Below are 22306 nucleotides of genomic sequence, written 5' to 3' on the forward strand. Positions count from 1 at the left end.
CCTCCTCCGGGGATCACGACCTGTACTCAGTACCCGGACGGCTCTCCCGGCGCGTGCCTGTGATTCTCGTCCCCGTTGAGCGCGGGGTTGAACACGCAGATGAGCCGCATACCGTCGGTGGAGCTGAGACGGTGCTCCTCCCCCTTGCCGGGCGCGTACAGCGTGCCGGCGACGATGTCGAAGGCCGCATCCGACGTCTCGACCCGACCACCACCCTCGATGCAGTAGCAGGCCTCGAGGTGGCTGTCGTAGCGCAGCAAGGTGCTCGTTCCCGGGCGCACGTAGGTGTCGGTGATCGTGTACCCGCGCTCGTCGTCCCGGACGACGAGGCGGCGGCTGGTGCCGTTGGTCCAGTCGACGTCGTGGGCCGTTCCGAGGACGTCGTCGAGTGTCCTGATGAGCATTGTCGGGACTCCAATGTTGTCGAGTTGCTGGCACTGCTGGGCCGCGGAAGGGGCGGCTTCAGTGTTCGTCCACCAGTGCCGCTGGAGCGTCCAGCTGTGCGATGAAACGCTGCGTGCGTTCCTGCCGCGGGTTGTCGAAAACTTGCTCGGGCGGTCCCTGTTCGACGATGCGCCCGTGTTCCATGAACACCACCCAGTCGGCCACGTTGCGGGCGAATCGCATCTCGTGGGTGACCACTATCATGGTGCGGCCCTCCGTCGCCAGCTCGGCGATGACCCGCAGGACCCCGCCGACCAGTTCAGGATCCAAGGCCGACGTCGGCTCGTCGAAAAGGATGACACTCGGCTGCATCGCCAACGTTCTTGCGATTGCGACGCGTTGCTGCTGACCTCCGGAAAGCTGGTGTGGATACTTCTCGACATGGTCACCCACCCCGACTTTGTGCAGCAGGTCCCGCCCCACGACCGCGGCCTTGTGCTTCGTCATCCGACCGGTACACATGGGCGCCAGGACAACATTGTCCAGCGCGGTCAGATGTGGAAACAGGTTGAACCGCTGAAAGACCATACCCACCCGGCGGCGCAGTTCGATGGTGCTGTTCACCCGCTGTGCCGTCGTCGTCGGGACATCACGGTCGTGCGCGACTTCCACGCTGCCGCTGTCGATCTGCTCGAGCTGGTTCAAGCTGCGGATCAGCGTGGTCTTGCCCGAGCCCGAAGGGCCGACGATCGCGACCACCTCACCCCGATGCACGTCGAGGCTCACCCCGTCGAGCACGGTGGCCTCGCCGTAGCACTTGCGGAGGCCGGCAGCGTGCACGACCACCTCGCCGGAATGTGGGTGCCGGGGGCGGCGCCGCTGGGCGGCCTCGGGCGCGTGAGCGTCCTCGTCCCGTGGAGATTCGCGCAGCACGCCGTCGGTTCGGCGGCTGACGTCGAGCCGTTTCTCCAGCCACGCTCGCAACCAGTCGAAGACGGTCACGATCGCGACGTAGAAGAACGCGGCGGCGAGCAGGGTCTCCAACACCTGGAAGTTCTGCGTGTACAGCCGTTGTGCAACGAGCAGGATTTCCGCCAGGGAGATGACGCTCAGCAGCGAGGTCAGTTTCACGATCGTCACGAACTGGTTGCCCAGCGCCGGAACCGCGACTCGGAATGCCTGCGGCAGCACGATGTGCCTGAATATTGCGGTACGCCCGAGGCCAAGCGCGAGCCCGGCCTCGTGCTGGTCTGTTCCCACAGCGAGCAACCCGCCACGATGGATCTCCGACATGTAGGCCGATTCGCTGAGCACAAGTGCCAGCAGACCCGCGATGAACACGTTGGACAGGATGGCTCTGACGTCGGGCACCATCTGCGGCAGGTTGTAGACGACGATGACGAGCACGAGCAGGGGAAGGCTACGGAAGAACCAGACGTAACCAGCGCACGGAACGGCGAGCCACCGACTGCGGGACAACCTGCCGATCGCCAGCAGCAGGCCGAATGCACCAGCGAGCAGCCAGGCGAGAACACTCAGTTGGACAACGGTGAGCGAGGCCTGCCAGAAGTCGGCGTCAACGAACAAGGACAGCAGGTACGTCCAGTCGAACGCCGGGCCTCGGTGCTCTTCTGCGCCGGACGAGTCACCGAGCACCTCCCCGATCAGCCGGGGATCCGGCGGTTTCAGGTTGTACGCCGCGAGCAGCCGGTCATAGCCGCCCGATTGACGTAGTTCGCCGAGAGCCACCTCGATGGCACCAGCCAGCTCGTCATTTCCGCGCGCCACCGCCAGCCCGACCGGTACCGGATACAGCAGCTCGGGACTGGTGATGGCGAACCGCCCACCGGAACCGTCGGCGACGTGCTTCGCCACACCACTGTCGCTGAGCTGTACCTCGACATTCCCGGCACTCAGGGCCTGAGTTGCCTCGGGGTCCGTCGGAAAGACGCGTACATCCACCGCTGGCTCGCCGCGTTGGACGCAGTCCGCACTGACCTCCCCCTGCAGCATCGGCACCGAATGTGCGCCCCGGATGACACCGACCGTCACCCCGCAGAGGTCTTCCGGTTTCGCCGGCGACAGACCTCCGACCGGCGCGATCAACGAACTACCCGCAGTGAAGTACGGGATGTAGCGCACCACTTCCGAACGTTCGGAGGTGACGTAGAGAGCGGAGGCGATCACGTCGAACTGGCCGGCATTCACGCCCGGGATGAGCTGTTCGAAACGCGTGTCGACCGCCTGCGACCGCAGTCCCATCCGTTCGGCGAGCGCTCGGGTCAGCTCGATGTCGAATCCCGCTGGTTGTCCCTCGTCGAAGTAGGCGTACGGCGGATACGTGAGGTCCGAGCCGACTGACAGAACACCGCTCTGGACGGTCTTCATCTCTTCAACGCCCACCGCGGGTGTGCTTCCCGCCGCACACCCAGCGAGGAGAACGGTCACCACGGCACAGACCGCCCCCAGGCGCGTTGCCTGCTTCCAGAACATCAGTCCTCCACAGCTGGGTGAGGGTGCTCGAGCCCTGTCACACGTGGTCGCGGCGCAAGGTGGGGTACACCGGATGCCGCCGCGCCAGCATCGTGACGTCGGAGCGGAGCCGGCCGACCGTCTGCTGATCCAGCTCCGGCCGCAATGCGTCGTGGATGGCACCCGCGAGCAGCTCGAACTCAGGAACGGAGAATCCACGGGTCGCCAGGCCTGCGGTTCCGATGCGGAGCCCCGAGTTCGTCCGAGGGCGAGGGTCGTAGGGCAACCTGCGGTGGTTCGAGGTGACCCCGATGTCCAGAAGCCTGCGTTGTGCGTGGAGGCCGTCGAGCTGGGATCGACGGAGATCGACGAGCAGGAGATGCACATCGGTGCCCCCGGTGAGCACCGACGCTTCGTGTGCGCTGTCGGATGCCAGGAGCTTCTTCGCTATCTGCCGGGCTCCTGCGACGGTGCGGTGCTGCCGGTCTGCGAACTCGGGCGTCGCGGCAATCGTGAACGCCACCGCCTTCGCGGCGATCACGTGGGGAAGCGGCCCGCCCTGATGTCCGGGAAACAGCGCGGCGTCGATCCGCGGTGCGAGTTCCCGCGTCGTCAGCACGATCCCGCCGCGTGGTCCGCTGAGGGTCTTGTGGGTGGTGCTGGTCACCACGTCCGCGTGGCGCACCGGCGACGGATGCAGACCCGCTGCGACGAGGCCTGCGAAGTGGGCCATGTCCACCATCAAGTAGGCGCCACACTCATCCGCGATCGCACGGAACCGCGCGAAGTCGAGCTGCCGGGTGTAGGCCGACCAGCCGGCCACGACAAGACGCGGACGGTGGCGTCGGGCCAGCGCCTCCACCTCGTCCATGTCGACGAGGCAGTCGGCTTCTCTGACGTGATAGGCGATCGGGTTGTAGTAGCGGGCGGCAAAGCTGTCCGGAGCGCCGTGGGTCACGTGTCCGCCATGTGCGACGTCGAGACCGAGGATTGTGTCACCGGGCTCGAGCAGCGCCATCATGGCCACCGCATTGGCCTGTACGCCCGAATGCGGCTGCACGTTGGCGTGCTCGGCACCGAAGAGCTCCCGAGCCCGGCGGGCCGCGGCCTCCTCCACGAGGTCGACGTACTCACAGCCGGGATAACCGCGTTTCCCGGGGTAGCCCTGTGCGTACTTGTTCGTCAGTACCGACCCCTGCGCCTGCATGACGGACAGCGGCGCGAAGCCTTCCGAGGCGACCATGTCGAGAGTGGACTCCTGGCGACCCAGCTCCGCATCGAGAAGATCGGCGATCTCGGGGTCGATCTGCTGCAGATCGGCCCCCAGCACGTCCATCATCATTGCTCTCGCCTACACCGAGTTGGACAGCGTGTCCGGCTCCGCGGGCCAGATGACGCCATCGCGGATGCTGTCCATGCGGTAGTCGGTGACACTCAGGTCGAAGAGTCGAACGCCGAGACCGAACGCCTGCGCCACGGGGCCGGCCGGATCGCGCGTGACCTCGCCACGCGAGTTCGCGACTCCGCGCACGATCCCCACCAGGTCGTGCCGGAGGTAGCGCGCCAGCTCCTGCATCTGCGCGCTGACGCCCAGGGTGGCACCGGGATACGTCTCCTCGGCTGTGATCACAACTGCCAACCGCTTGTTCATGATGCGCCGCTTGACGTCCTCGTGGGCCGGAAAGCCCGCTTTGGCATGGCAGAAAATTCGGTCGATGAAGATCTTCAGCTGCCCGGAGATGCCGTACCAGTAAAGCGGGGTCGCCATGACCAGCGCGTCGGCGGACAAGACCCGATGCAGCAGGAGATCCTCATACCCGTCATCGATCGAGCACCTCCCGTCTGAGCGGCGACACGTCCGGCAGTCACCCAGCGGCGCCTTGACCACATCGCAGAGATCAACGATCTCGACCTCGTGACCACGGCTCGCCGCACCGTCGAGAACCGCTTGCGCGAGAAGCCGGGAATTCCCGTCCTTGCGCGGACTGGAGCTCAGGGCGAGAACCCTCATCAGGCGATGCCACCTTTTCATTGCTACGACGGAACTTGGCGCGCCTCATGCTTCCGACCGGGAACACTGAAGACAAGGCGGATTTTGTGGCCAGTAATGGTAAGGTCTGCTTCATGTTCGACCTGGCACGGTTGAGACTCCTGCTGGCGCTGCACGAGCAGGGCACGCTCCACGCGGCAGCGTCCACGCTGCACGTCTCCCCATCCGCCGCCTCACAGCAGCTGGCGACGTTGACGCGCGAGGTGGGGGCTCCGCTGACCGAGGCCGACGGTCGCAAGCTGCGACTTACAGACGCCGGGCGCGTCCTGGTCCATCATGCGTACGTCCTGCTCGCAGAGGTCGAACGAGCCGAGGGAGAAGTCCAGGCAGCCGTCAAGGGGGAGCTGGGTCAGCTCACCGCCGGCTCGTTCCCCTCGACGATCTCTTCACTGCTGATACCCGCGGCACGAGCGCTTCGGATCCGGCACCCGCGCCTGCGGGTGGACATCCGTGAGGTCAAAGTGCCCGATTGCCTCGATGCGCTCTCCAGCGGCGACCTCGACGTGGTGGTGGCCGTGGAAGCCGACGGTGTGCCGCCGGTAGAGGACGCTCGGTACACGAGGGTCACGCTGGGAACCGACGACCTCGACCTCGCCCTTCCCTCCGGGCACCAGTTCGCGCAACAGGCGGTGGTGGACCTGTCGCTGCTCGAACACGCGGAGTGGGTCAGCACCATCGAGGGCGATGCGTGCGACCGGTTGCTGCACTCGGCGTGCGCCTCCGCGGGCTTCCGCCCCGTGGTACGGCATCGGGCGAGCGACTGGATGGCAATACTCGCGCTGGTCGAAGCGGAGATGGGCGTCGCGTTCGTGCCGCGTGGCGCGCGGGTAGCACTCCCAGAGGGTGTTGTTGCAGTCGCGGCGGCGGGCCACCGTACCCGCCGGCACGTCTACGCCGCGGTGCGGCGCGGCGCCGAAGCGCGCCCGGCGGTGGCCGGCTACCTCGGCGCACTCAAGGAAGTCGCAACGCTGACGCACTCCCGCTCACCGGCAGTCGCAGACGTGGGATGACGTGCGGCGGCAGCTGGAGTCCGTCGCAGCCGCGTACGCCTCAGCACGGACGGTGGCGACGCCCGTCCGGGCCCTGCGCGCTCGACCCGCGCGGCCACGTCAGCCCCGGCCACGACAGACGAAGGCCGCAGGGGGTCGCCGTCGCCCACTCGTCCCCCGGGCTGGCGCAGCGGTCACCACCTCCGGGACGGGCCGGCGGCGGGTCTCCGACGCCCCAGTCGTCGCGGAACGCGCGGATCCGCTGAAGATCGGCGCGCACACCGACGGCAGGGCGCGGCTGGCGAGCGTGATGTCCCAGCCGGGGCGGTCCCGCGGAACCGCACCGGGCCCCGTCCGGGTCTCAGCGCCGATCGGTTCCGATCGCAGCGAGCACGAAGTCGACGGTGCGCTCGACCAGCGCCCGATCGAGCGGCTCGTGGCCGAACAGCCGGCGGAAGTACAACGGTGCCGCCAGGGCGTCGAGCACGAACGTCATGTCGATGTCGGCCTTGACCTCGCCGCGCTCGATCCCGGTACGCAGAGCGGCCTCGGTGGAGGCCCGCCGGGCGTGGAAGACCTCGTTGAAGAACCGCTCGCGCAACTCGGGCTGGGCGTGCAAGTCGGCGATGAACGGGATGAGAACGTGCCCGAGTGCCGGCGCGGTGAGTCCATCGGCAACCGTGCCGATCCCGGCGATCAGGTCCGTTCGCAGATCGCCGGTGTCCGGGGTGGGCGCAACGCCGAGCGCGCCCGCCAGCACGTCGGTAACCAGATGCTGCTTGGACGGCCACCGTCGGTAGATCGTCGGGCGGTGCACCTGGGCGCGCTTTGCGACCTGCTCGATACTCAGCCGTGCGTAACCGACCTCACCAAGCAGGCCGAGCGTGGCCTCGGCCACCGCCCGGTCGATCTCCGGGTCCCGTTGCCGCCCGGCGCTCCTCTGCGCCACGGGTCAGAAGACCGGGCTCGGCATGAGCACGACCCGCCAGCCGTCCGGGTCCTCGACGGTGACACCGCCGTTCTCGGCCCAGTACGGGTTCTCCGCCGGGACCGCGCGGTGTCCGAGCCCCTCCAGTCGGTCCGCCACGTCCTTCGCCTCGCTCACCGAGTCGAAGTACAGCACGAGGAGGTTGTCCCGGCTGGGCGCCCGGCCCGGGCTGCCGTCGTGGTGGCGGGTGAACTCGAGGTGGTAGTCAGTTCCCGGGAGCCCGAGCATCACGCCGTCGTAGCCGGCGTGATGCTCGAACCGGAAGATTTCCGCGAGACCCAGGCCGTCACGGTAGAACCGGACGACCGCATCGAGTTGGTCGGTTGGTCGAGCTATTCGCACCTGCCGGACGGGTAGCGCGGCGGGCCACGGCTGGACCGTCGCTGCCATGGGAGCTCCTCTCAGGCGGGAAGGTTGACGACGACCACGGCGGCCAGCCCGACCAGCAACAACGTCAGGTGCCCCTGCTGGACCGGACCCATCTTGACCCAGTACGAGAACCACACGCCGACCAGCAGGAACCCCAGGAACAGCGCGACGAACACCAGAAGCCCGAGGTTGGCGACGGTCAGCCCGATGGTTGCCCCACCGGTCGCGGCGGTCCAGCCGAGCAGTACCGCGCCCCACCACAGCAGGACCGCCCCGATCGCCTGAACCGCGACGACCAGGCCGTAGGCCACGCGGTGCACTGCGGGCGAGTCGATCGCGCGCCAGAGCACGCCACCGCCCAGCGGAGGGTCGGCCTTGAGCTCGCGCATGGTCATCATCCGCGGGATCGCGGCCGAGTTAGTGCGCGGGTCAGTCAGGTTGTTGAGCACGAACAGAGACAGGTAGCCGGCCAGCCCGGCGACGATCAGCATCTTGGTGCCCCACAGTGGGCTGGCAGCGATCACGCGTCCTCCAAATCAGTACACTACGAACTGTATCAGATCAGCCATGCAGGTCCGGTCGTCCCCGGCACCCCACAACCGCCCGACGCGCAGATCTCCGGCACGTACCTGGCGCGCGCTCGCGAGGAGCCGCTGACCAGCACGATCTCGTCGAGCTCGGCCGGGCGCGACCAGAGCCTCGGCGACGGCCGGAATCCCATCTCGACGGGTTGTGTCAGCGTTCAGCCGCCAACCGCACGCCCAGACCGATGAACAGGCTTCCGGTGGCGGCGTCGATCCGGCGCCGCACGGCCTGCCGATCGCGCAGCCAGCTGCCGATCCGTCCGGCCAGGACCCCGACCGCTCCGTCGGCGAGGAACTCCAGGACGATCAGGACGGCACCGAGGACGGCGAACTGCAGCCACATCGGACCCGCCGACGGATCGATGAACTGGGGCAAGAACGCGACCATGAACGCGAACGTCTGCGGATTGGCCGCCGAGGACACCACACCGTTGAAGAACGCGCGCCGTCCAGGCATGCCACCAGCGGCCGGACCGTCGACCTGGGCGTTCTTGCGGTGGCGGATGACCTGGACCCCGAGGTAGACCAAGTAGGCGGCCCCGACGAACCGCAGCACCGCGAACACGACCGGAAACGCGGTCAGCAGGACGGCGAGCCCGGCGGCGGCCGCGACGACGTACAACGCATCGCCCGTGACCACCCCGAGGGTGGCCAGCAGCCCGGCGCGGGTCCCGCCCCGCATTCCGCACCCGAGCACGAACAGCATGTCCGGCCCCGGCGTGACCAGGGCAACGATGGTGATCACCGTGAAAGCGGCGAGCAGATGGGGATCAACGGGCATTTCGGTGATCCTTCCACGTCACCAGCTGGCCTCGCAGTGATAGACGAACTCGGTCCGGCAGGTCGCAGCCGCGTCCGGCAAGTTCGGCGTGGGGTGCTACTTCGGAGTGATCACCGACCGCGTGCCTGACGTCGACCGCGACTACCAGCAGACCGGCAACATCCTTCTCGACCACCTCGACGGCGCGACGCACGAGCCGATGTCCGTGGGTGACGATCGCACCGCGAAGCTCACCGAGATGGCGGCGCGCATCGGAAGGAGCGGCCTTCGCCCCTATGTCGTCCCGTACGGGTGCGCGAACCGCCTCGGCGCCATCAGCTACCTCGGCGCGGCGTTGGAGATCGCCGATCAGGCACGGGCGATGGAGGTCGCCATCACCCACGTCGTTCACGCGAGCGGGAGCGGAGGGGGTCAGGCGGGTCTGATCGCCGGACTCGCCGCGCTCGGCCTCGACATCGAGGTCATCGGCATCGACGTCGACGCGGACCTGGAGGGCGTGCATCACCGCGTGGCATCGATCCTGCGGGAACTAGCGGAATGCCTGGGTCTCAGCCACGTTCCGCTGCGCGAAGCGCTGCAACGCCTCGAGTTCAAGGGGTTCGTCGCGATCAGCCCTCGACGCGGCGCCTTCGTCGTACCGCCCACACGATCGGACGCGGCCGAGATCTTCGAGCTGCGGGCCGATCTGGAGACCGCGACGCTGCGCCCATCCGTGCCGCGGCTCTCGCCCACAAATCATGGTCGCGACGGGCATCTGCCGCGAGGGCGACCGTATCAACGACACCGTCGTCTACAGGGATCTGAACTGGCGGTCCACCGTGCACTCAACGCGACGTGCGACCGACCGCGCACCGTGACCTGGTCGAGCCCTCTGGCGGAACGCCAGCCGATACTCGATGCTGCTCCGCCACCGGGATCCCCACTTCCGCGAGTCAACGCGCGAGCACCGGAGGATTCTGGACGCGGTTGCGAACAAGGACGGCGACGCGACCTGCTTCGCGAGCACATCGGCGCGGCGTCCACTCGGATCCAGACCCTGCTGCGGTCGTAGAACCCGCGGACGGCCTTCCGGGACCCGGGCGGCCTGGTGATGCCGTGGTCGCGACCGTGCACCGGTGCGGTGCGGTGCGTCGGCCGGGGTAACCCACTTCGGCGAACCCGGCGGAACCGGGGGTGCCGCAGAAGGTCTGGGGCGTGGGCCGTAGCGGCAGCGATAGCCGATCCGTATCGCGTCCAGCGTGTTGCCATATTTGCCGTCCCACCGCGGAGTTGCTTGCTTGTCACACATGATCGAGACGAGTCCGCGCCGCCGCTCCGTGCTGGCGGCGGCGCTCCTGCTCCCGCTGGCCGGTTGCAGCGCCCCCGCGGCCGCGCCGCCCGCACCCGCCCTGCCCGCGACGCCGTCCGCGGCGCCGACGACACCGCCGAGCACGAACTCCCTACCCGAGCTGGAACAGCGGTTCGACGCCCGACTGGGTGTGTACGCGGTGGACACCGGCAGCGGCCGGGAGCTGGCCTACCGGGCCGACGAGCGGTTCGCGATGTGCTCGGTGTTCAAGGGGCTGGCCGCGGCCGCCGTGCTGCAGCGCACACCTCCCGAGTACCTCGACCGACTCGTGCGCTACACCGAGGCCGACCTCATCGACCCCTCCCCGATCGCGGCGCAGCACGTCGCCCGGGGCATGACCGTCCGGCAGCTGTGCGACGCCGCAGTCCGCTACAGCGACAACGCCGCCGGCAACCTGCTGCTCGCCGACGTCGGCGGACCGGCGGGGGTCACCGAGTTCGCGCGCTCGCTGGGGGACCGTGTCACCCGGCTCGACCGGACCGAGCCCGAGCTGAACACCGCGGTACCCGGCGACGAGCGCGACACCACGACCCCGCGCGCGATCGCCGGGAGCTTCCGGGCCCTGGTCCTCAACGACCACCTCGACCTGGACGACCGTGCCCTGTTCACGGAGTGGCTGGTCAGCAACACGACCGGTGACAAGCGCATACGCGCCGGTGTGCCCGAGGGCTGGCGGGTCGGCGACAAGACCGGAACGGGCAGCTACGGCACCGCGAACGACGTCGCGATCGTGTGGCCGCCCGACGCGGCCCCGATCGCCGTCGCCGTGCTGACGAGCCGGGCGGCCAAGGACGCGACGTGGAACAACGCGCTGCTCGAGGCTGCAGCGGCGGCCGTGGCGCAGGAGCTCGGCTAATCGGCGGCCGCACCGGGGCCTCTGCGGTCCTCGCGCTGCGCGCCGGGTCCGCGCAAATCAGCCCAGTTGACGCGGTCGCCGCAGCGGACTGTGTCCACGGCTCGTCGCACCAGCACCAGCACCGGCGTATGGACCGCACATGCTCGACGGTCGGTCGCCAATCGGCCCGCGCAAATGGACGTGCGGCACTGCGACAGATACCGCGCGCAGCACCACCCCCAGGAAGCAGCCGAGCACGTCACACGATCCACGGGCGAGGGCGGCACCAACCACCTGCAGGAGACGAGCGCCGACCGGGCGGACCTCGACGCACCGTTGCCCCAGGGGCAGCCCCGATGCCGCCACGACGGACGAACGCGGCACAGCCGATCCTGACGTCGAGGCCGCGGGTATCGAAGACGTCCACCCGCCTCGACCGACGGCGCCCGGCTCGTGACGGAGCGGCAGGGGTGCCGCGTGGTTAACGCGCACGAACACGCGCACGCCATCGGCGATCCAGGCCGCACGCTCGCCCGCGGTGATGGTCGATGCCGCGCCTGCACGCGGAGCGTCCACAGGCCGCCGAGTTCAGCGTGGCCGATATGAAGACGTGGTGGGCGCCACGCGACCTGCTCGGTGTGACCGGCGAGCGCGTCATCACGAGGGATTGTCGCTGGCGGAAACCGTCGAGCTGGTCGCGCGCCAGTTGGATGCTGTCCCGTCCGCCACGCGCATGCTCGGCTGAAGTCGGCAGTGGTGCCGGATACGAGCTGTAGCCCTTGCTCCAGCAGCAGCCAGGCGGCGACGGCGTGCTCGGAATCGTCGACCGCGCCGTGCTCGCGCTGGAGCGTGACCCGGTGGGCGAGGGCCCGTCATCGGCGTTCCCACCATCCCCACCTGGCCAGCATGCGGAGGTGGTAGCTGCACGCCTAAGGGCCGAGCCCCGCGACCTGAGCTCACTCAGTCGCCGTGACCGGCCCGTCCGACTGCCGCAAGAAGATTGCAAGGCGCCCGTGGTAAGCCAGTGCCCGTACGGCGTCCGGATGGGTCAGCGCCAGATATCCGAAGGACATGCTTCGAAAGGTCCCTTCACAGCTGGGCGTGACCTGTGCGCCGGCTCGCCTGCCGCCACCCACCACGCCCCGCTTCAGCACACGCTGCTCGGCGCGCACCGGCGCCAGCCCCATCGGCTGGCGCACCTCCGGCCGCTGTGAAGTCCATTCCCGCCGCGCAGACCTCGACCCCGCACCACGTCGCCCGCGAAGCTCTGCCCGCTGCCTCCCAGTGGTGGCTTGACCTCGAGCCACCGCTCAACCGCGCGACCAGCATGCAGCCCTCGCGCCGCGGACCTCAAACACGACGGTCGCGACGGTGTTGCGACCGATGTCGCCACTCCTTGATTGCCTACCTCGGCAAGCTCCTCACCTCCTCACCTGTTGCGTCGATGAGGTGCTCGCGCGCAAGCGTGCTCGCAGACAAGGGACAGCGCCCACGCCGATCGACTGCCTTCCACACGACGGCTCTCCGCCGTGCCGCTCGCGGCAGCGTCGAGCACCAGCTGCCCCCAGATAGTATAATTTCTAGACCCTAGCTGATGGGAGTTCCCCGCATGTCGCGTCGCGAAGCTCTGGCCGCCGTCCTGCGTCGTCACCCACGACTAGAGCTCGGCCATCTTCCGACGCCGTTCGAGCCGCTGAGGCGACTCACCTCCTTCCTCGACGGCCCTCAACTCTGGATCAAGCGGGACGACGCAACCGGGCTTGGCGTCGGCGGGAACAAGGTGCGCGCGCTTGAGTATGTGGCCGCGGACGCCGTCGCCAAGGAAGCCGACGTCCTCATCACGGCGGGCGTCATTCAGTCGAACTCAGTTCGGCAAGTCGCGGCCGCCGCGGCCAAGCTCGGATTGGGGTGCCACTTCGGGGTGATCACAGATCGCGTTCCGAACATCGACCGCGATTACCGACAGACCGGAAATATCCTTCTTGATCACCTCTACGGCGCTACCCACGAGCCAATGACCATTGGCGACGATCGGACTTCAAAACTTGCCGAAATAGCATTGCGCATTAAAGCGAGCGGTCGTCGTCCATATATCGTCCCTTACGGTTGCGCGAATCGTCTCGGCGCTATCGGCTACCTCGGTGCAGCGTTAGAAATTGCCGATCAGGCACTGGCGATGGACGTCACCATCACTCACATTGTTCACGCCAGCGGGAGCGGAGGGACGCAAGCGGGCCTGATCGCCGGACTCGCCATGCTCAACCTTGACGTCGAGGTTATTGGCATCGACATCGACGCCGAGCCGGAGGGCGTGCATCGACGCGTGGCTTCGATCCTGCGGGAGCTCGCGGACGAGGTCGGTCTTGAGTTCGCACCGCTCGAGAAGAAAATCAGCATCGAGTCCAGCTACTCAGGCGACGCCTACGGCGTCGCAGACCAGTCCACCCTCGACGCGATCATGCTGGCTGCCCGCATGGAAGGTCTACTCGTAGATCCCGTCTATTCCGGCAAGGCTCTGGCGGGAATGTGCGGCCTGATTCGGGAGGGCCGGCTGGCGCCCGACGCTCAGATTGTGTTTTTACACACCGGTGGATCGCCAGCCATCTACGCCTATCGGTCACTGTTTCCGGAACTCGCCGCATGAACCGGAAGTGTGCGACTCTTACAACGCCCCAGGTCACATCGCCCAACTCGCAGAGCGGTACATTCAATGAACTCGAAAAGCCATTCGCGGACAGGCTACACTCCGCCGGGCGCGGCAAGCGAGGCTGCGCACCCGACTGCGAGCGCATTCGCGACCACTCGACTCCGCGAGGCTATCCTGAACGGAGAGCTGCAACCAGGTGACCGCCTCAACCAGCACCAACTTGCCGCACGCCTGGGCCTCAGCCACGTTCCGCTGCGCGAAGCGCTGCAACGCCTCGAGTTCGAGGGATTCATCGCGATCAACCCACGACGGGGCGCCTTCGTCGTGCCACTCACAGCATCGGACGCGGCCGAGATATTTGAGTTGCGGGCCAATCTGGAAGCGGTGGCACTGCGCGCATCCGTGCCGCGACTCTCACCCGAACAGATCATGGTCGCGAAGGAAATCTGCCGCGAGGGCGACCGCATCAACGATACCGTCGCCTACGGGGATCTGAACTGGCGGTTCCACCGCGCACTCAACGCCGCATGCGACCGCCCGCGCACCCTAACCATAATCGAGACCCTTTGGCGGAACGCAAGCCGATACTCGATGCTGTTGCGCCACCGAGATCCCTACTTTCGCGAGTCTCAGCGGGAGCATTGGACAATTCTGAATGCAGCGGCGAACAAGAACGGCGACGCGGCGTCAGACCTGCTTCGTGCGCACATCGGCGCAGCGGCCGCCCGGATCCAGACCCTGCTTGAATCATAGAACCTGTCGACAGCCTTCCGACGCTCACTGCATCCGCGCGAGTTGCCCCACCTCGATCAGCGCGGACCCACCGGTCCCTCTCCCAAGCGGTGCAACGATGCTTCAGATTTGAGCCGAGAACGCATCCCGGTAGCGATGATGGGACCGGGCGACATCGGAATAGACTTGCTAGCCAAGCTCGCGGACCGCGTCGTGAGGATGTTCGTTACGTGCTCGACATCTGAAACCCGGCGGGCTTGCCCATGCCTGCGATCCCGAGACCAGCGCGAGTACGGAGTAGGACGCCACCCCCGGCGAACGAGATCATGCCCGGACGGGTCGACACGGCGAGCATGCGCCGGATCACCGAGGGGCGGAGGTCCCGCAGTCGTTCGGCAAGTCTCTTCCCGTGTAACGACACCGCTTCAATCGCCATGCCTCTCCCCTGCCTCGCTTGCTGCTGCTCCTGGGGGACGGATCGCGCCGCCAAGTTACTATAGTTTAAGTGTCTAAGGGAGCATGGAACCTGCTGCACGGCGCCTCGCAAGTCCTGACCGTGCGCGCCAGGACGGTGTCGCCTCTGCCTTCGCTTGCCGGGTGGCTCGTGTGAGACTGGAGGTCGGTATCCAACTCGCCGGGTGCCGACGGCGATGGCCGGTGTCGGGCCCTGGACCGAGGGAGCCGTGTCGAGAGAACGATTCGCGGCCTCAGCCTCCCCCTCCAAGCCGGTGGCACGGGATCTGAGCGTCACAGCGACGGAAGCCCGGCCCGGCCGGCGCGGGAGGCCGGGCCGGGCGGAGCGCGCGTCGAGGTTGCGCCAGGGAGAAGCCGGCCACGCAGGAGTTCCATCACATGAGAAACCGATCACGCGACCTGCTGCGCTCCGGCATTGTGCTGGCAGTTGTCAGACTCGCTCAGGAGACGGCTCGAACGACGAGCCCGTGCGCACCTGGCCGCGGTGGTGCCCGACCGGGCTTGCGTGACCGGGCTCGTCCTGGACGCGGTGCTCCGCCTTCTCGCTGCACCGATACCTGGAGACTATGAAGCCTGATCGGCCGGTCCCGTCTGCAGCGCGAGGCGAGCTGCACGGGGTGCGGCGGCAATGCGGACGATGACGTCCAGTCCCCCGCCTGGGCGGGCTGTCGCCGAAAGCTCCCCGCCGTGGGTCGACACGACGGCTCGCACGATCGACAGGCCGAGGCCCGCACCGCCGTCGGCGTACGCGCCGTGTACGCGGGTCGACGCGCCGCGGACGAAGGGCTGGAGCAACCGCTCCGCCTCGCCCGCGCCGATGTAGGGCCCGCTGTTGGAGATGCGGAGGAACGCGTGCGTCGCCGATGCGCCGGTGGCGAGTACGACGTGCCCCTCGGCCCTGTTGTAGCGGATGGCATTGTCCAGCAGGTTGCTCACCATGCTCTCGAGCAGGACGCGCTCGCCGACCACGGGAGCGGGGCGCAGGTCGGTGTGCACGGCGACGCCCCGGCGCGAGGCCTCTGCGGCGAGGCCATCGAGCACCCCGATGGTGGTGTCTGCGAGGTCCATGATCGACGGCGCGCGCGCTCCGGCCTGGCTGCGGGCCAGCACCAGCAGGCCGTCGAGGGTGCGCTGCCCGTTCTCCACCGCGTCCCTGACGTCGGCGGCCATCGTGAGCAGCTCGGCGGTGTTGGGATCGCCGTCGAGGGTGACGTCGATAGCGGTTCGCACGGTGGTCAACGGTGTCCGCAGCTCGTGGGCGGCGTTGGCGGTGAACAGCCGCTGGCTTTCCAGCACGCGGTCGCGTTCGGCGATGCCGCGTTGGATGCGGTCCAGCATTCCGTTGACGGTGACGGCGAGGGCCGCGAGCTCGTCCGCCGGAGACGTGACGGGCACGCGCTCCGACAAGTCCTCGGCCGAAAGGCGCTGTGCGGTGGCGGAGATCGCGCGGATCGGGGCCAGGATGCGCCCGGCCACCACCCACCCGAGCGCTGCGGCCAGCAGGGTCACCACCGCGAGCGCGACGGCGGCCTGGCTCAGCAGCTCCGCCAGGGCTGCGCCACGCACCTGCTCCGCGATGTCGGGCGCCTGCAACCGTGGCGGTTCCGGCCCCGGGGCCGTTGTCCCCGGGGCGGGCAGCACGCGGTGCAGGACCCAGCGCGTCGTCAGGTTCTGGCGCACCAGGACGTAGGTCAGCGCGGTCATCAGGGCGCCGGCGGCCAGCACCAGCGCGGTGTAGAGCAGGGCGAGCCGGCTGCGGGCGCTCAGCCGGACGGACACGGTCGGATCCGGTAGCCGGCACCGGTCACGGTGTCGATGAGGGGCGGGTCGCCGAGCTTGCGCCGCAGGGTGCCGACGGTGATCCGGACCGCGTTGGTAAACGGGTCGGCGTACTCGTCCCACACCTTGTCGAGCAGGGTCTCGGAGCTGACCACGTCTTGGTCGGCAGCCAACAGCTGCTCGAGGACCCCGAACTCCTTGGGCGTCAGGTGCAGCATCCGGCCGGCGCGCTCTACGCTGCGCCGTGCCGGATCGAGCACCACGTCCGCGGCCCGCAGCACCGGCGGGCGGGCGGGTGCGCTGCGCCGGGCCAGTGCCCGCACCCGGGCGACGAGCTCGGAGAAGGCGAAGGGCTTGCCGAGGTAGTCGTCGGCGCCGAGGGAGAGCCCGTCGACGCGGTCCTGCACAGCACCCGAGGCGGTCAGCATCAGCACCCGGACCGTGCCGTCCTGCGCGAGCCGGCGGCAGACGGTGTCGCCGTGCACCCCCGGTAGGTTCCGGTCGAGCACCACCACGTCGTAGGGCGTGAGCTCGCACTTCTGGAGCGCCGTCGCGCCGTCGTGGGCGACGTCCACGACGCCTCCGTGCTTGCGCAGCCCCGCCGCGATGTACCCGGCCAGCGGCTGCTCGTCCTCGACCAGCAGCACCCGCACCCGATCAGCATCCCAGCCCGACCTATGGATCACCTATGGCTTGTCGATCGGCCGACGATCGACTTGCCCCGGTAGAAGTGCGGCGGCGCGACACGATCCCGTGCGCAGCACCGCTCCCAGGAAGGAAACACCGAAATTGCCGATCCCCCGCAGGGCGTTCGTCAGCGGACTGCTCCTGACCCCCCTGGCCGCCGCGGGCTGCGGTAACGCGCCGGCGCCGCCCGCGAGCGAACCCGTTCCCACCCTCGACGAGTGGAGCGGCTACGACCAGTATCTGCGACAGCTCAACGAGAGCGGACGGTTCTCCGGCGCGGTACTCGTCACCCGCGACGGCCGACCGCTGCTCGAGGCCGGGTACGGCATGGCGGACCGGGAGGCCGGGGAGGCGAACACGGCGGCCACCCTGTTCTGCATCGGCTCGATGGGCAAGATGTTCACCGGAGTGGCCGTGGCCCAGCTCGTCGAGGACGGGAAGGTGTCGTTCGAGGACCCGATCGGCGAGCACGTGCCAGGCTTCCCGCCCGACATCGCCCGCACCGTCACGGTGCACCACCTGCTCACCCACACCGCCGGCACCGGCGACATCTTCCGGGACGAGCCGATCACCGAGGAGAACCACTCGATCGCCGCGCTGATGGAGCACATCGTCGCCGAGCCGCTGCAGTTCACACCGGGCTCGCGCTACAGCTACAGCAACGCCGGGATCGTCACCCTCGGAGCTCTCATCGAGCACGTCTCCGGTCGCCCCTACGTCGAGCACGTGCGCGACCGCATCTTCGACCCCGCTGGGATGGTCGACACCGACGTCCGCACCTACCGCCCCGCCGACGTCCCGGACATGGCCCACCCGCACATCCTCGTCGGACCGGACGGCCAACCGGTGAAGGCCGGACCGCGAAGCGGTGACCGGCGCGAATCGCCGAGTGGAGCGGACCTGCAGGACGTCGGTGACCAGCTCAAGGGCGGCAGCCCGGCCGGAGGCTCGATCTCCACCGTCGCCGACATGGCCGCTTTCGCCCACGCACTGCTGACCCACCAACTGCTCGGTCCGACGATGACCGACACCGTGCTCACCGGGAAGGTGGCGATGAACAGTCCCGCTCCTCCGCCTGTAGCCGACCCCTCGGCCGGCGACGGCCGGCAGCGCAAGGGACCTCCTGCGGGAGAGCCGCCGAAGTACGCCTACTGCTTCGTGGACCGGCGGATGAACGGCGTCCGCATCGTCGGCCACAACGGCGGCACCCCCGGGTACGAGGCCGAACTCGACATCTACCCGGAATCCGGTCACGCCGTCGTCGTCCTCGCGAACCAGGACCAAGCGCGGGAGCCCGCGATGCGGAGGTCCGAGGAGATCCTGACCGCGTAGGCGCGACCATCGGGCTGCGAACGGCGCCGCGCTGGACGACCCGCCACCGTCGCTCTTCGCGCGGCGTCCCGTGGTGGATGCGGCTGTCGCACCACCGCCTGTCCAGGCCGCGCCGCACCACGCTGCGCCCCTTCGGAACCAGCGCAGCCGCAGACAGGTCGACGACGAGCCGCGAGAGTTGTCTCACAAATTTCCTAGCGCGAGGGTGAAGTCATGATCACGGTCTCATCCGAGGAGCCCGCCCAGACCGAAACCCGGTTGCGAGGCGTATTCCGACGTTCGCAGCTCATCTGGCTCCCCGCTCCTGGGCGTTCGCGGAAGGAGCGGTTGCGACCCGACGCCGCGACGCGATCGCCGTGATCCGCGACGAGGGGCAGGCAAGCGCACTGTGCCCGGTCGGGACGGCGGCCGCGGAGGGTTTCGCGGTGTTCCGATTTGGTACTGCGCTGCGATGCGGACGACAGCGGGTTCGTAGGATGGCTCGCCTCGCGAATAAAGGCTGCGACCGGGAGCGGGCTCTTCGTCGTGTGCGGGCAGAACCAGGAAACGGCATCACTACGGAGTCCCCGAGGCCGCCGCCGGCGCACTGCAGGCGGCTCTGGAGCGCCTTCGATCCGCTGGTTCACTCGACGGATCCGTGATGCGCGTCGTGCGCACGGCGCCGAACGCACGGATCGGTCTGGACACGGTCTTCTGCTTCGACCTCGACGGACCGCGCCTGAGCGCCCGGTACGGTAGCGGCGCGGTGGCCCAGGGCTGGCTCGTCGGTGTTCTCGACCCGGCCACGTCAAAGACCCGGTTCCACTACCTGCAGGTCAGCGTCGACGGCAGCGTCGAGGCCGGCGAGTCGATCGCCGAGCTCGCCCGCTCCGAGGACGGACGATGGCAGCTCACCGAACACTTCACCTGGTCCTCTGGCGAGGGCAGCGGCACCAATCACCTCCAGGAGGCAAGTGCTGATTGCCCCCGACCCCGAGCCTGTAGCCGGATGCCAACTCGAGGGGTTCAGAGCAGGTACCCTCGTCACCGGTGGCGTTGGGAGTCGGTGGAGCCGGCTGAGTTTCGCCGACTCGGTTCGATATGGGGAGCTGCAGTCCGACGGTGACAATCCAGTTGCGACACTTGACCCCGAGGGATCTCCGTACGCTGTTCCTTTGGGAGAGCAATCGCGAAGCCGTCACGATGGCGGCATTCACCCGATCGGATCCGTCTGACCGATCCGCGTTCGACAGCCACTACGAACGCATTATGGCCAATCCTGACGTCATGCTGCGAGCGATCGAGGAAGACCGGCGTCTCGTCGGCATGATCGGGAGTTTCACCGTGGAGGGCGACCGCGAACTGACGTACTGGGTGGATCCCGGGCTGTGGGGACGCGGCATCGCCTCAGCGGGCGTGCAGGCCTTCCTGCTGATCGAGCCCATACGGCCGCTCTTCGCCCGCGTTGCTCGACATAATCTCGGTTCCGCTACCGTGGTTGCCCGCGCAGGCTTCGCGCGCATCGGTCGGGAATCGGCGTGGGCGGAGGGGCTACGTCGTGATGTCGTCGAAGACATCTACCGTCTCGACTGATGACGCCCAGCTCGTGAGGAACCCGAGGCGAGGGGTGCCCCGCGGGTCACGCCTGGTATGCGCGCACGAACACGCGCACGCCGTCGGCGATCCAGGCCGAACGCTCGCCCGCGGTGATGGTCGATGCCGGCGAACCGGGTACTGCCGAGACGAGACGGGAGAAGTGCACCACCGCGCGCTCGGAATCGGGGACACTCAGCAGCCCGGCCTCGGCCCACCGGCCGAGAACGGCGGCCAGCTCCGCGCGGACCCGTCCGGCACCTGCCTGCCACCACTCGGCGATGACCTCGGAGCCGAGGTGTGCAGCCTCGGCCTGGACCTGGCCGATCAATGCCCGGTGGGCCGCAGAGTGCGCCATGCCGGCCAACCAGTCACCGGTGTCGTCAAGCCAGTCGGTCGCGAATGCCAGCAAAGCCGGCTCGACCTCCTCAGCGGACATCACCCGCGATAGACGACGTTCGACGAGCGCGATCTCGGCATTGGCGACCTGCGTGGCGGAGTCGACGATGACCGCGGCGAACAGCCTAGGCTTGTCGGCGAAGTGCTTGTAGATCGTGCGTGTCGAAACCCCCGAGGCTGTCGCGACGGCATCGATGCTGGCACGCGCGTAGCCGTCACGTGCGAAGACCTCGCGGCCGCCGATCATGATCGCCTCGTGCTTCTCTGGCCGTAGCCGGCTGGTCGGCTGCTCGGGTGCGGCTCCTTCTTGGCTCATGATGGCTCCATCCCTCCGCTGAACGCCCGCGCCCATGGTAAAGTCACCGTTGTACTTTACATCTCCCCAAGGAGGGCGCCGTGACTCGTATCGCCATCATCGCTGGCAGCACCCGCATGCACCGCCGCGGGAACGCCGTGGCCGACTGGACACTGAGAACCGCCCGGAACGTTGCCCCCGAAGGCGTGGAGGTCGAACTGGTCGACCTGGCCGACTTCAACCTGCCAGTACTCGACGAGCCAGCATCGGGCGCCTGGGGCATCTACGCGCACGGGCACACCAAGCGCTGGTCTGAGGCGATCGCTTCCTATGACGGCTACGTGTTCGTCACACCGGAGTACAACCACGGGGTGCCGGGGCCGCTGAAGAACGCCATCGACTACCTGTTCTACGAGTGGAACGACAAGGCGGCGGGGTTCGTCAGCTACGGCGTCAACGGCGGGGTGCGCGCGGTCGAGCAGCTTCGCCAGATCGCCGCCGAACTCAAGCTCGCCGACGTCGCCGCCCAGGTCACGCTGAGCACCTTCACCGACTTCGACTACACCGACATCGACATCACCGAACCGACCGTCACCGGTGTCTTTGCGCCCGCCGAGCGCCACGCCGGGGACCTGGCGAAGCTACTGGAAGAGGTCACCGTCTGGAGTCGCGCACTGGCCCCGGTGCGCGCCCAGGCAGTCGGCGGCTGAGAGCACGCATGGGAAAATCGATCGAATGAGCTTTCGCGAACAACGGGTCCACATCAGTGACGACGTCCTGGCCGACCTGGCGCGCCGGCTGGATGGCACACGCCGGCCCACGGTTCCGGTCCGCTCCAGCTGGTCTGACGGCATCGACCCGGAGCTTGTGCACACTCTCGCGAAACGCTGGCGGCACAGCTTCGACTGGCGAGCCCGCGAGGCCTCGCTCAACCGCTACCGGCACATCTGGGCGGAGGTCGACGGCCTGAGCGTGCATACGATGATCTCCCGACCGGCCGAGCCCCCACACGCGCTCCCGCTACTAGTGGCTCGACACGCAGTGTTGACCAGGTAATTGATCTTGCCTGCTGGTCTCGGGAGGCTGCCCGCACGTCGAGTGCGGGAGGTGAAGGTGGCGCGCAGACCGAGCGTGTTCGTGCGGCCGTTGGCGATGGACGGAGGCCGCAAGCTTCAGCGCATCCCGCGGACCGCCAAGAACCCGATCCGGATGCGCCGCGCGATCGTGGTCCTGATGTCCGCCCAGGGCCAGACCGTCTGGGACATCACGTCGTTGCTGCAGGTCAGCGACGACTACGTCCGCGATGTGATCCACGCGTTCAACGAGCGGGGGTTCGACGCGCTGGACCCAAAACCGAGCGGGGGACGCCGGAAGAAGATCGGTGAACAGGTCCGTGAGTGGATCTGCCTGATCGCCCGGACGTCCCCCGCCGACTGGGGCATCACCGCGTTCTCCACCTGGTCGCTAGTGCGTTGACCATGAACGTTCACCGGGTTGGCGACACGCCGGGCAACGTCCCTGACTGGCGGGGCGAGGGCTTCACTGTCGGTGTCGACAGCGGGTCAGTGGCGGGAGTGGGTCTCGGATGG

General features: G+C 68.1%; 21 protein-coding genes and 2 pseudogenes. 12 read left to right on the forward strand and 11 right to left on the reverse strand.

Annotated features, from left to right (window positions below):
• Nucleotides 1-26: 26 nt before the first annotated feature.
• Genes ACFPL3_RS29660 through ACFPL3_RS29675 form a run of 4 tightly spaced genes read right to left on the reverse strand, consistent with a single transcriptional unit; the run spans nt 27 to nt 4867 of the window.
• Nucleotides 27-404, reverse strand: coding sequence for an ectoine synthase (locus ACFPL3_RS29660; protein WP_343945099.1), 378 nt, complete (start codon nt 402-404; stop codon nt 27-29).
• 58 nt (nt 405-462) lie between these two features.
• Nucleotides 463-2877 (reverse strand): ABC transporter permease subunit, encoded by a 2415-nt coding sequence (locus ACFPL3_RS29665; protein WP_343945100.1) that lies wholly within the window; start codon nt 2875-2877, stop codon nt 463-465.
• A gap of 37 nt (nt 2878-2914) precedes the next feature.
• Nucleotides 2915-4192: a serine hydroxymethyltransferase gene (locus ACFPL3_RS29670; protein WP_343945119.1), complete on the reverse strand. Its 1278-nt coding sequence runs from the start codon at nt 4190-4192 to the stop codon at nt 2915-2917.
• A 15-nt stretch (nt 4193-4207) separates the two neighbouring features.
• On the reverse strand, nt 4208-4867 hold the full coding sequence (locus ACFPL3_RS29675; protein WP_343945101.1) for a flavodoxin family protein: 660 nt from the start codon (nt 4865-4867) through the stop codon (nt 4208-4210).
• A gap of 113 nt (nt 4868-4980) precedes the next feature.
• Here ACFPL3_RS29675 and ACFPL3_RS29680 point away from each other — a divergent pair, with 113 nt between their 5' ends.
• Complete coding sequence (locus ACFPL3_RS29680; RefSeq protein WP_343945102.1) at nt 4981-5916, forward strand: LysR family transcriptional regulator; 936 nt, start codon at nt 4981-4983, stop codon at nt 5914-5916.
• Nucleotides 5917-6256: 340 nt separating this feature from the next.
• On the opposite strand, the gene ACFPL3_RS29685 is transcribed toward ACFPL3_RS29680, so the two are convergent.
• The 4 genes from ACFPL3_RS29685 to ACFPL3_RS29700 all read right to left on the reverse strand — a co-directional run bounded on the left by ACFPL3_RS29685 (nt 6257) and on the right by ACFPL3_RS29700 (nt 8617).
• Complete coding sequence (locus ACFPL3_RS29685; protein WP_343945103.1) at nt 6257-6793, reverse strand: TetR/AcrR family transcriptional regulator; 537 nt, start codon at nt 6791-6793, stop codon at nt 6257-6259.
• Between the two features lie 54 nt (nt 6794-6847).
• Nucleotides 6848-7273 (reverse strand): VOC family protein, encoded by a 426-nt coding sequence (locus ACFPL3_RS29690; RefSeq protein WP_343945104.1) that lies wholly within the window; start codon nt 7271-7273, stop codon nt 6848-6850.
• 11 nt (nt 7274-7284) lie between these two features.
• Entirely contained in the window at nt 7285-7776 is a 492-nt protein-coding gene (locus tag ACFPL3_RS29695) for a DUF2165 family protein (protein ID WP_379589767.1), read from the reverse strand.
• Nucleotides 7777-7987: 211 nt separating this feature from the next.
• Nucleotides 7988-8617, reverse strand: coding sequence for a LysE family translocator (locus ACFPL3_RS29700; protein ID WP_343945106.1), 630 nt, complete (start codon nt 8615-8617; stop codon nt 7988-7990).
• 58 nt (nt 8618-8675) lie between these two features.
• Here ACFPL3_RS29700 and ACFPL3_RS42090 point away from each other — a divergent pair.
• The 4 genes and pseudogenes from ACFPL3_RS42090 to ACFPL3_RS29725 form a co-directional block, all read left to right on the forward strand.
• Nucleotides 8676-9668 (forward strand): annotated as a pseudogene (locus ACFPL3_RS42090) (pyridoxal-phosphate dependent enzyme); the annotation flags it as partial.
• Nucleotides 9669-9903: 235 nt separating this feature from the next.
• Nucleotides 9904-10821, forward strand: coding sequence for a class A beta-lactamase (gene bla / locus ACFPL3_RS29715; RefSeq protein WP_379589769.1), 918 nt, complete (start codon nt 9904-9906; stop codon nt 10819-10821).
• Nucleotides 10822-12409: 1588 nt separating this feature from the next.
• The gene (locus tag ACFPL3_RS29720) at nt 12410-13444 is read left to right on the forward strand and encodes a D-cysteine desulfhydrase family protein (RefSeq protein ID WP_379589770.1); all 1035 of its coding nucleotides are present in this window, start codon (nt 12410-12412) and stop codon (nt 13442-13444) included.
• Between the two features lie 66 nt (nt 13445-13510).
• The gene (locus tag ACFPL3_RS29725) at nt 13511-14200 is read left to right on the forward strand and encodes a GntR family transcriptional regulator (protein ID WP_343945109.1); all 690 of its coding nucleotides are present in this window, start codon (nt 13511-13513) and stop codon (nt 14198-14200) included.
• Between the two features lie 1017 nt (nt 14201-15217).
• On the opposite strand, the gene ACFPL3_RS29730 is transcribed toward ACFPL3_RS29725, so the two are convergent.
• Complete coding sequence (locus tag ACFPL3_RS29730; protein WP_343945110.1) at nt 15218-16432, reverse strand: sensor histidine kinase; 1215 nt, start codon at nt 16430-16432, stop codon at nt 15218-15220.
• Entirely contained in the window at nt 16417-17085 is a 669-nt protein-coding gene (locus tag ACFPL3_RS29735; protein ID WP_343945111.1) for a response regulator transcription factor, read from the reverse strand. Before ACFPL3_RS29735 ends, ACFPL3_RS29730 begins: the two co-directional genes overlap by 16 nt.
• Nucleotides 17086-17221: 136 nt before the next feature.
• Here ACFPL3_RS29735 and ACFPL3_RS29740 point away from each other — a divergent pair, with 136 nt between their 5' ends.
• The 4 genes and pseudogenes from ACFPL3_RS29740 to ACFPL3_RS29750 all read left to right on the forward strand — a co-directional run bounded on the left by ACFPL3_RS29740 (nt 17222) and on the right by ACFPL3_RS29750 (nt 20023).
• Nucleotides 17222-18451, forward strand: coding sequence for a serine hydrolase domain-containing protein (locus tag ACFPL3_RS29740; protein WP_343945112.1), 1230 nt, complete (start codon nt 17222-17224; stop codon nt 18449-18451).
• Between the two features lie 435 nt (nt 18452-18886).
• Nucleotides 18887-18988, forward strand: a pseudogene (locus ACFPL3_RS42095) (DUF6196 family protein); the annotation flags it as partial.
• A 61-nt stretch (nt 18989-19049) separates the two neighbouring features.
• A complete protein-coding gene (locus tag ACFPL3_RS42100; protein ID WP_465269436.1) occupies nt 19050-19556 on the forward strand; it encodes an avidin-fold protein in 507 nt (168 codons plus the stop codon).
• The gene (locus ACFPL3_RS29750) at nt 19553-20023 is read left to right on the forward strand and encodes a GNAT family N-acetyltransferase (RefSeq protein ID WP_343945113.1); all 471 of its coding nucleotides are present in this window, start codon (nt 19553-19555) and stop codon (nt 20021-20023) included. The genes ACFPL3_RS42100 and ACFPL3_RS29750 overlap by 4 nt, the downstream gene beginning before the upstream one ends.
• A gap of 46 nt (nt 20024-20069) precedes the next feature.
• Here ACFPL3_RS29750 and ACFPL3_RS29755 read toward each other — a convergent pair whose 3' ends face one another.
• Nucleotides 20070-20738, reverse strand: coding sequence for a TetR/AcrR family transcriptional regulator (locus ACFPL3_RS29755; protein WP_343945114.1), 669 nt, complete (start codon nt 20736-20738; stop codon nt 20070-20072).
• A gap of 80 nt (nt 20739-20818) precedes the next feature.
• Here ACFPL3_RS29755 and ACFPL3_RS29760 point away from each other — a divergent pair, with 80 nt between their 5' ends.
• From ACFPL3_RS29760 to ACFPL3_RS29770, 3 genes are read left to right on the forward strand one after another with little or no spacing between them, the layout of a single operon-like run.
• Nucleotides 20819-21427, forward strand: a complete 609-nt coding sequence (locus tag ACFPL3_RS29760; protein ID WP_343945115.1) for an NADPH-dependent FMN reductase — start codon at nt 20819-20821, stop codon at nt 21425-21427.
• Nucleotides 21428-21452: 25 nt separating this feature from the next.
• A complete protein-coding gene (locus tag ACFPL3_RS29765; protein ID WP_379589772.1) occupies nt 21453-21773 on the forward strand; it encodes an epoxide hydrolase N-terminal domain-containing protein in 321 nt (106 codons plus the stop codon).
• Between the two features lie 51 nt (nt 21774-21824).
• On the forward strand, nt 21825-22193 hold the full coding sequence (locus ACFPL3_RS29770) for a helix-turn-helix domain-containing protein (protein WP_343945116.1): 369 nt from the start codon (nt 21825-21827) through the stop codon (nt 22191-22193).
• The last annotated feature ends 113 nt before the right edge of the window (nt 22194-22306 follow it).

This window comes from Pseudonocardia zijingensis, assembly GCF_042657305.1.
GTDB lineage: Bacteria > Actinomycetota > Actinomycetes > Mycobacteriales > Pseudonocardiaceae > Pseudonocardia > Pseudonocardia zijingensis.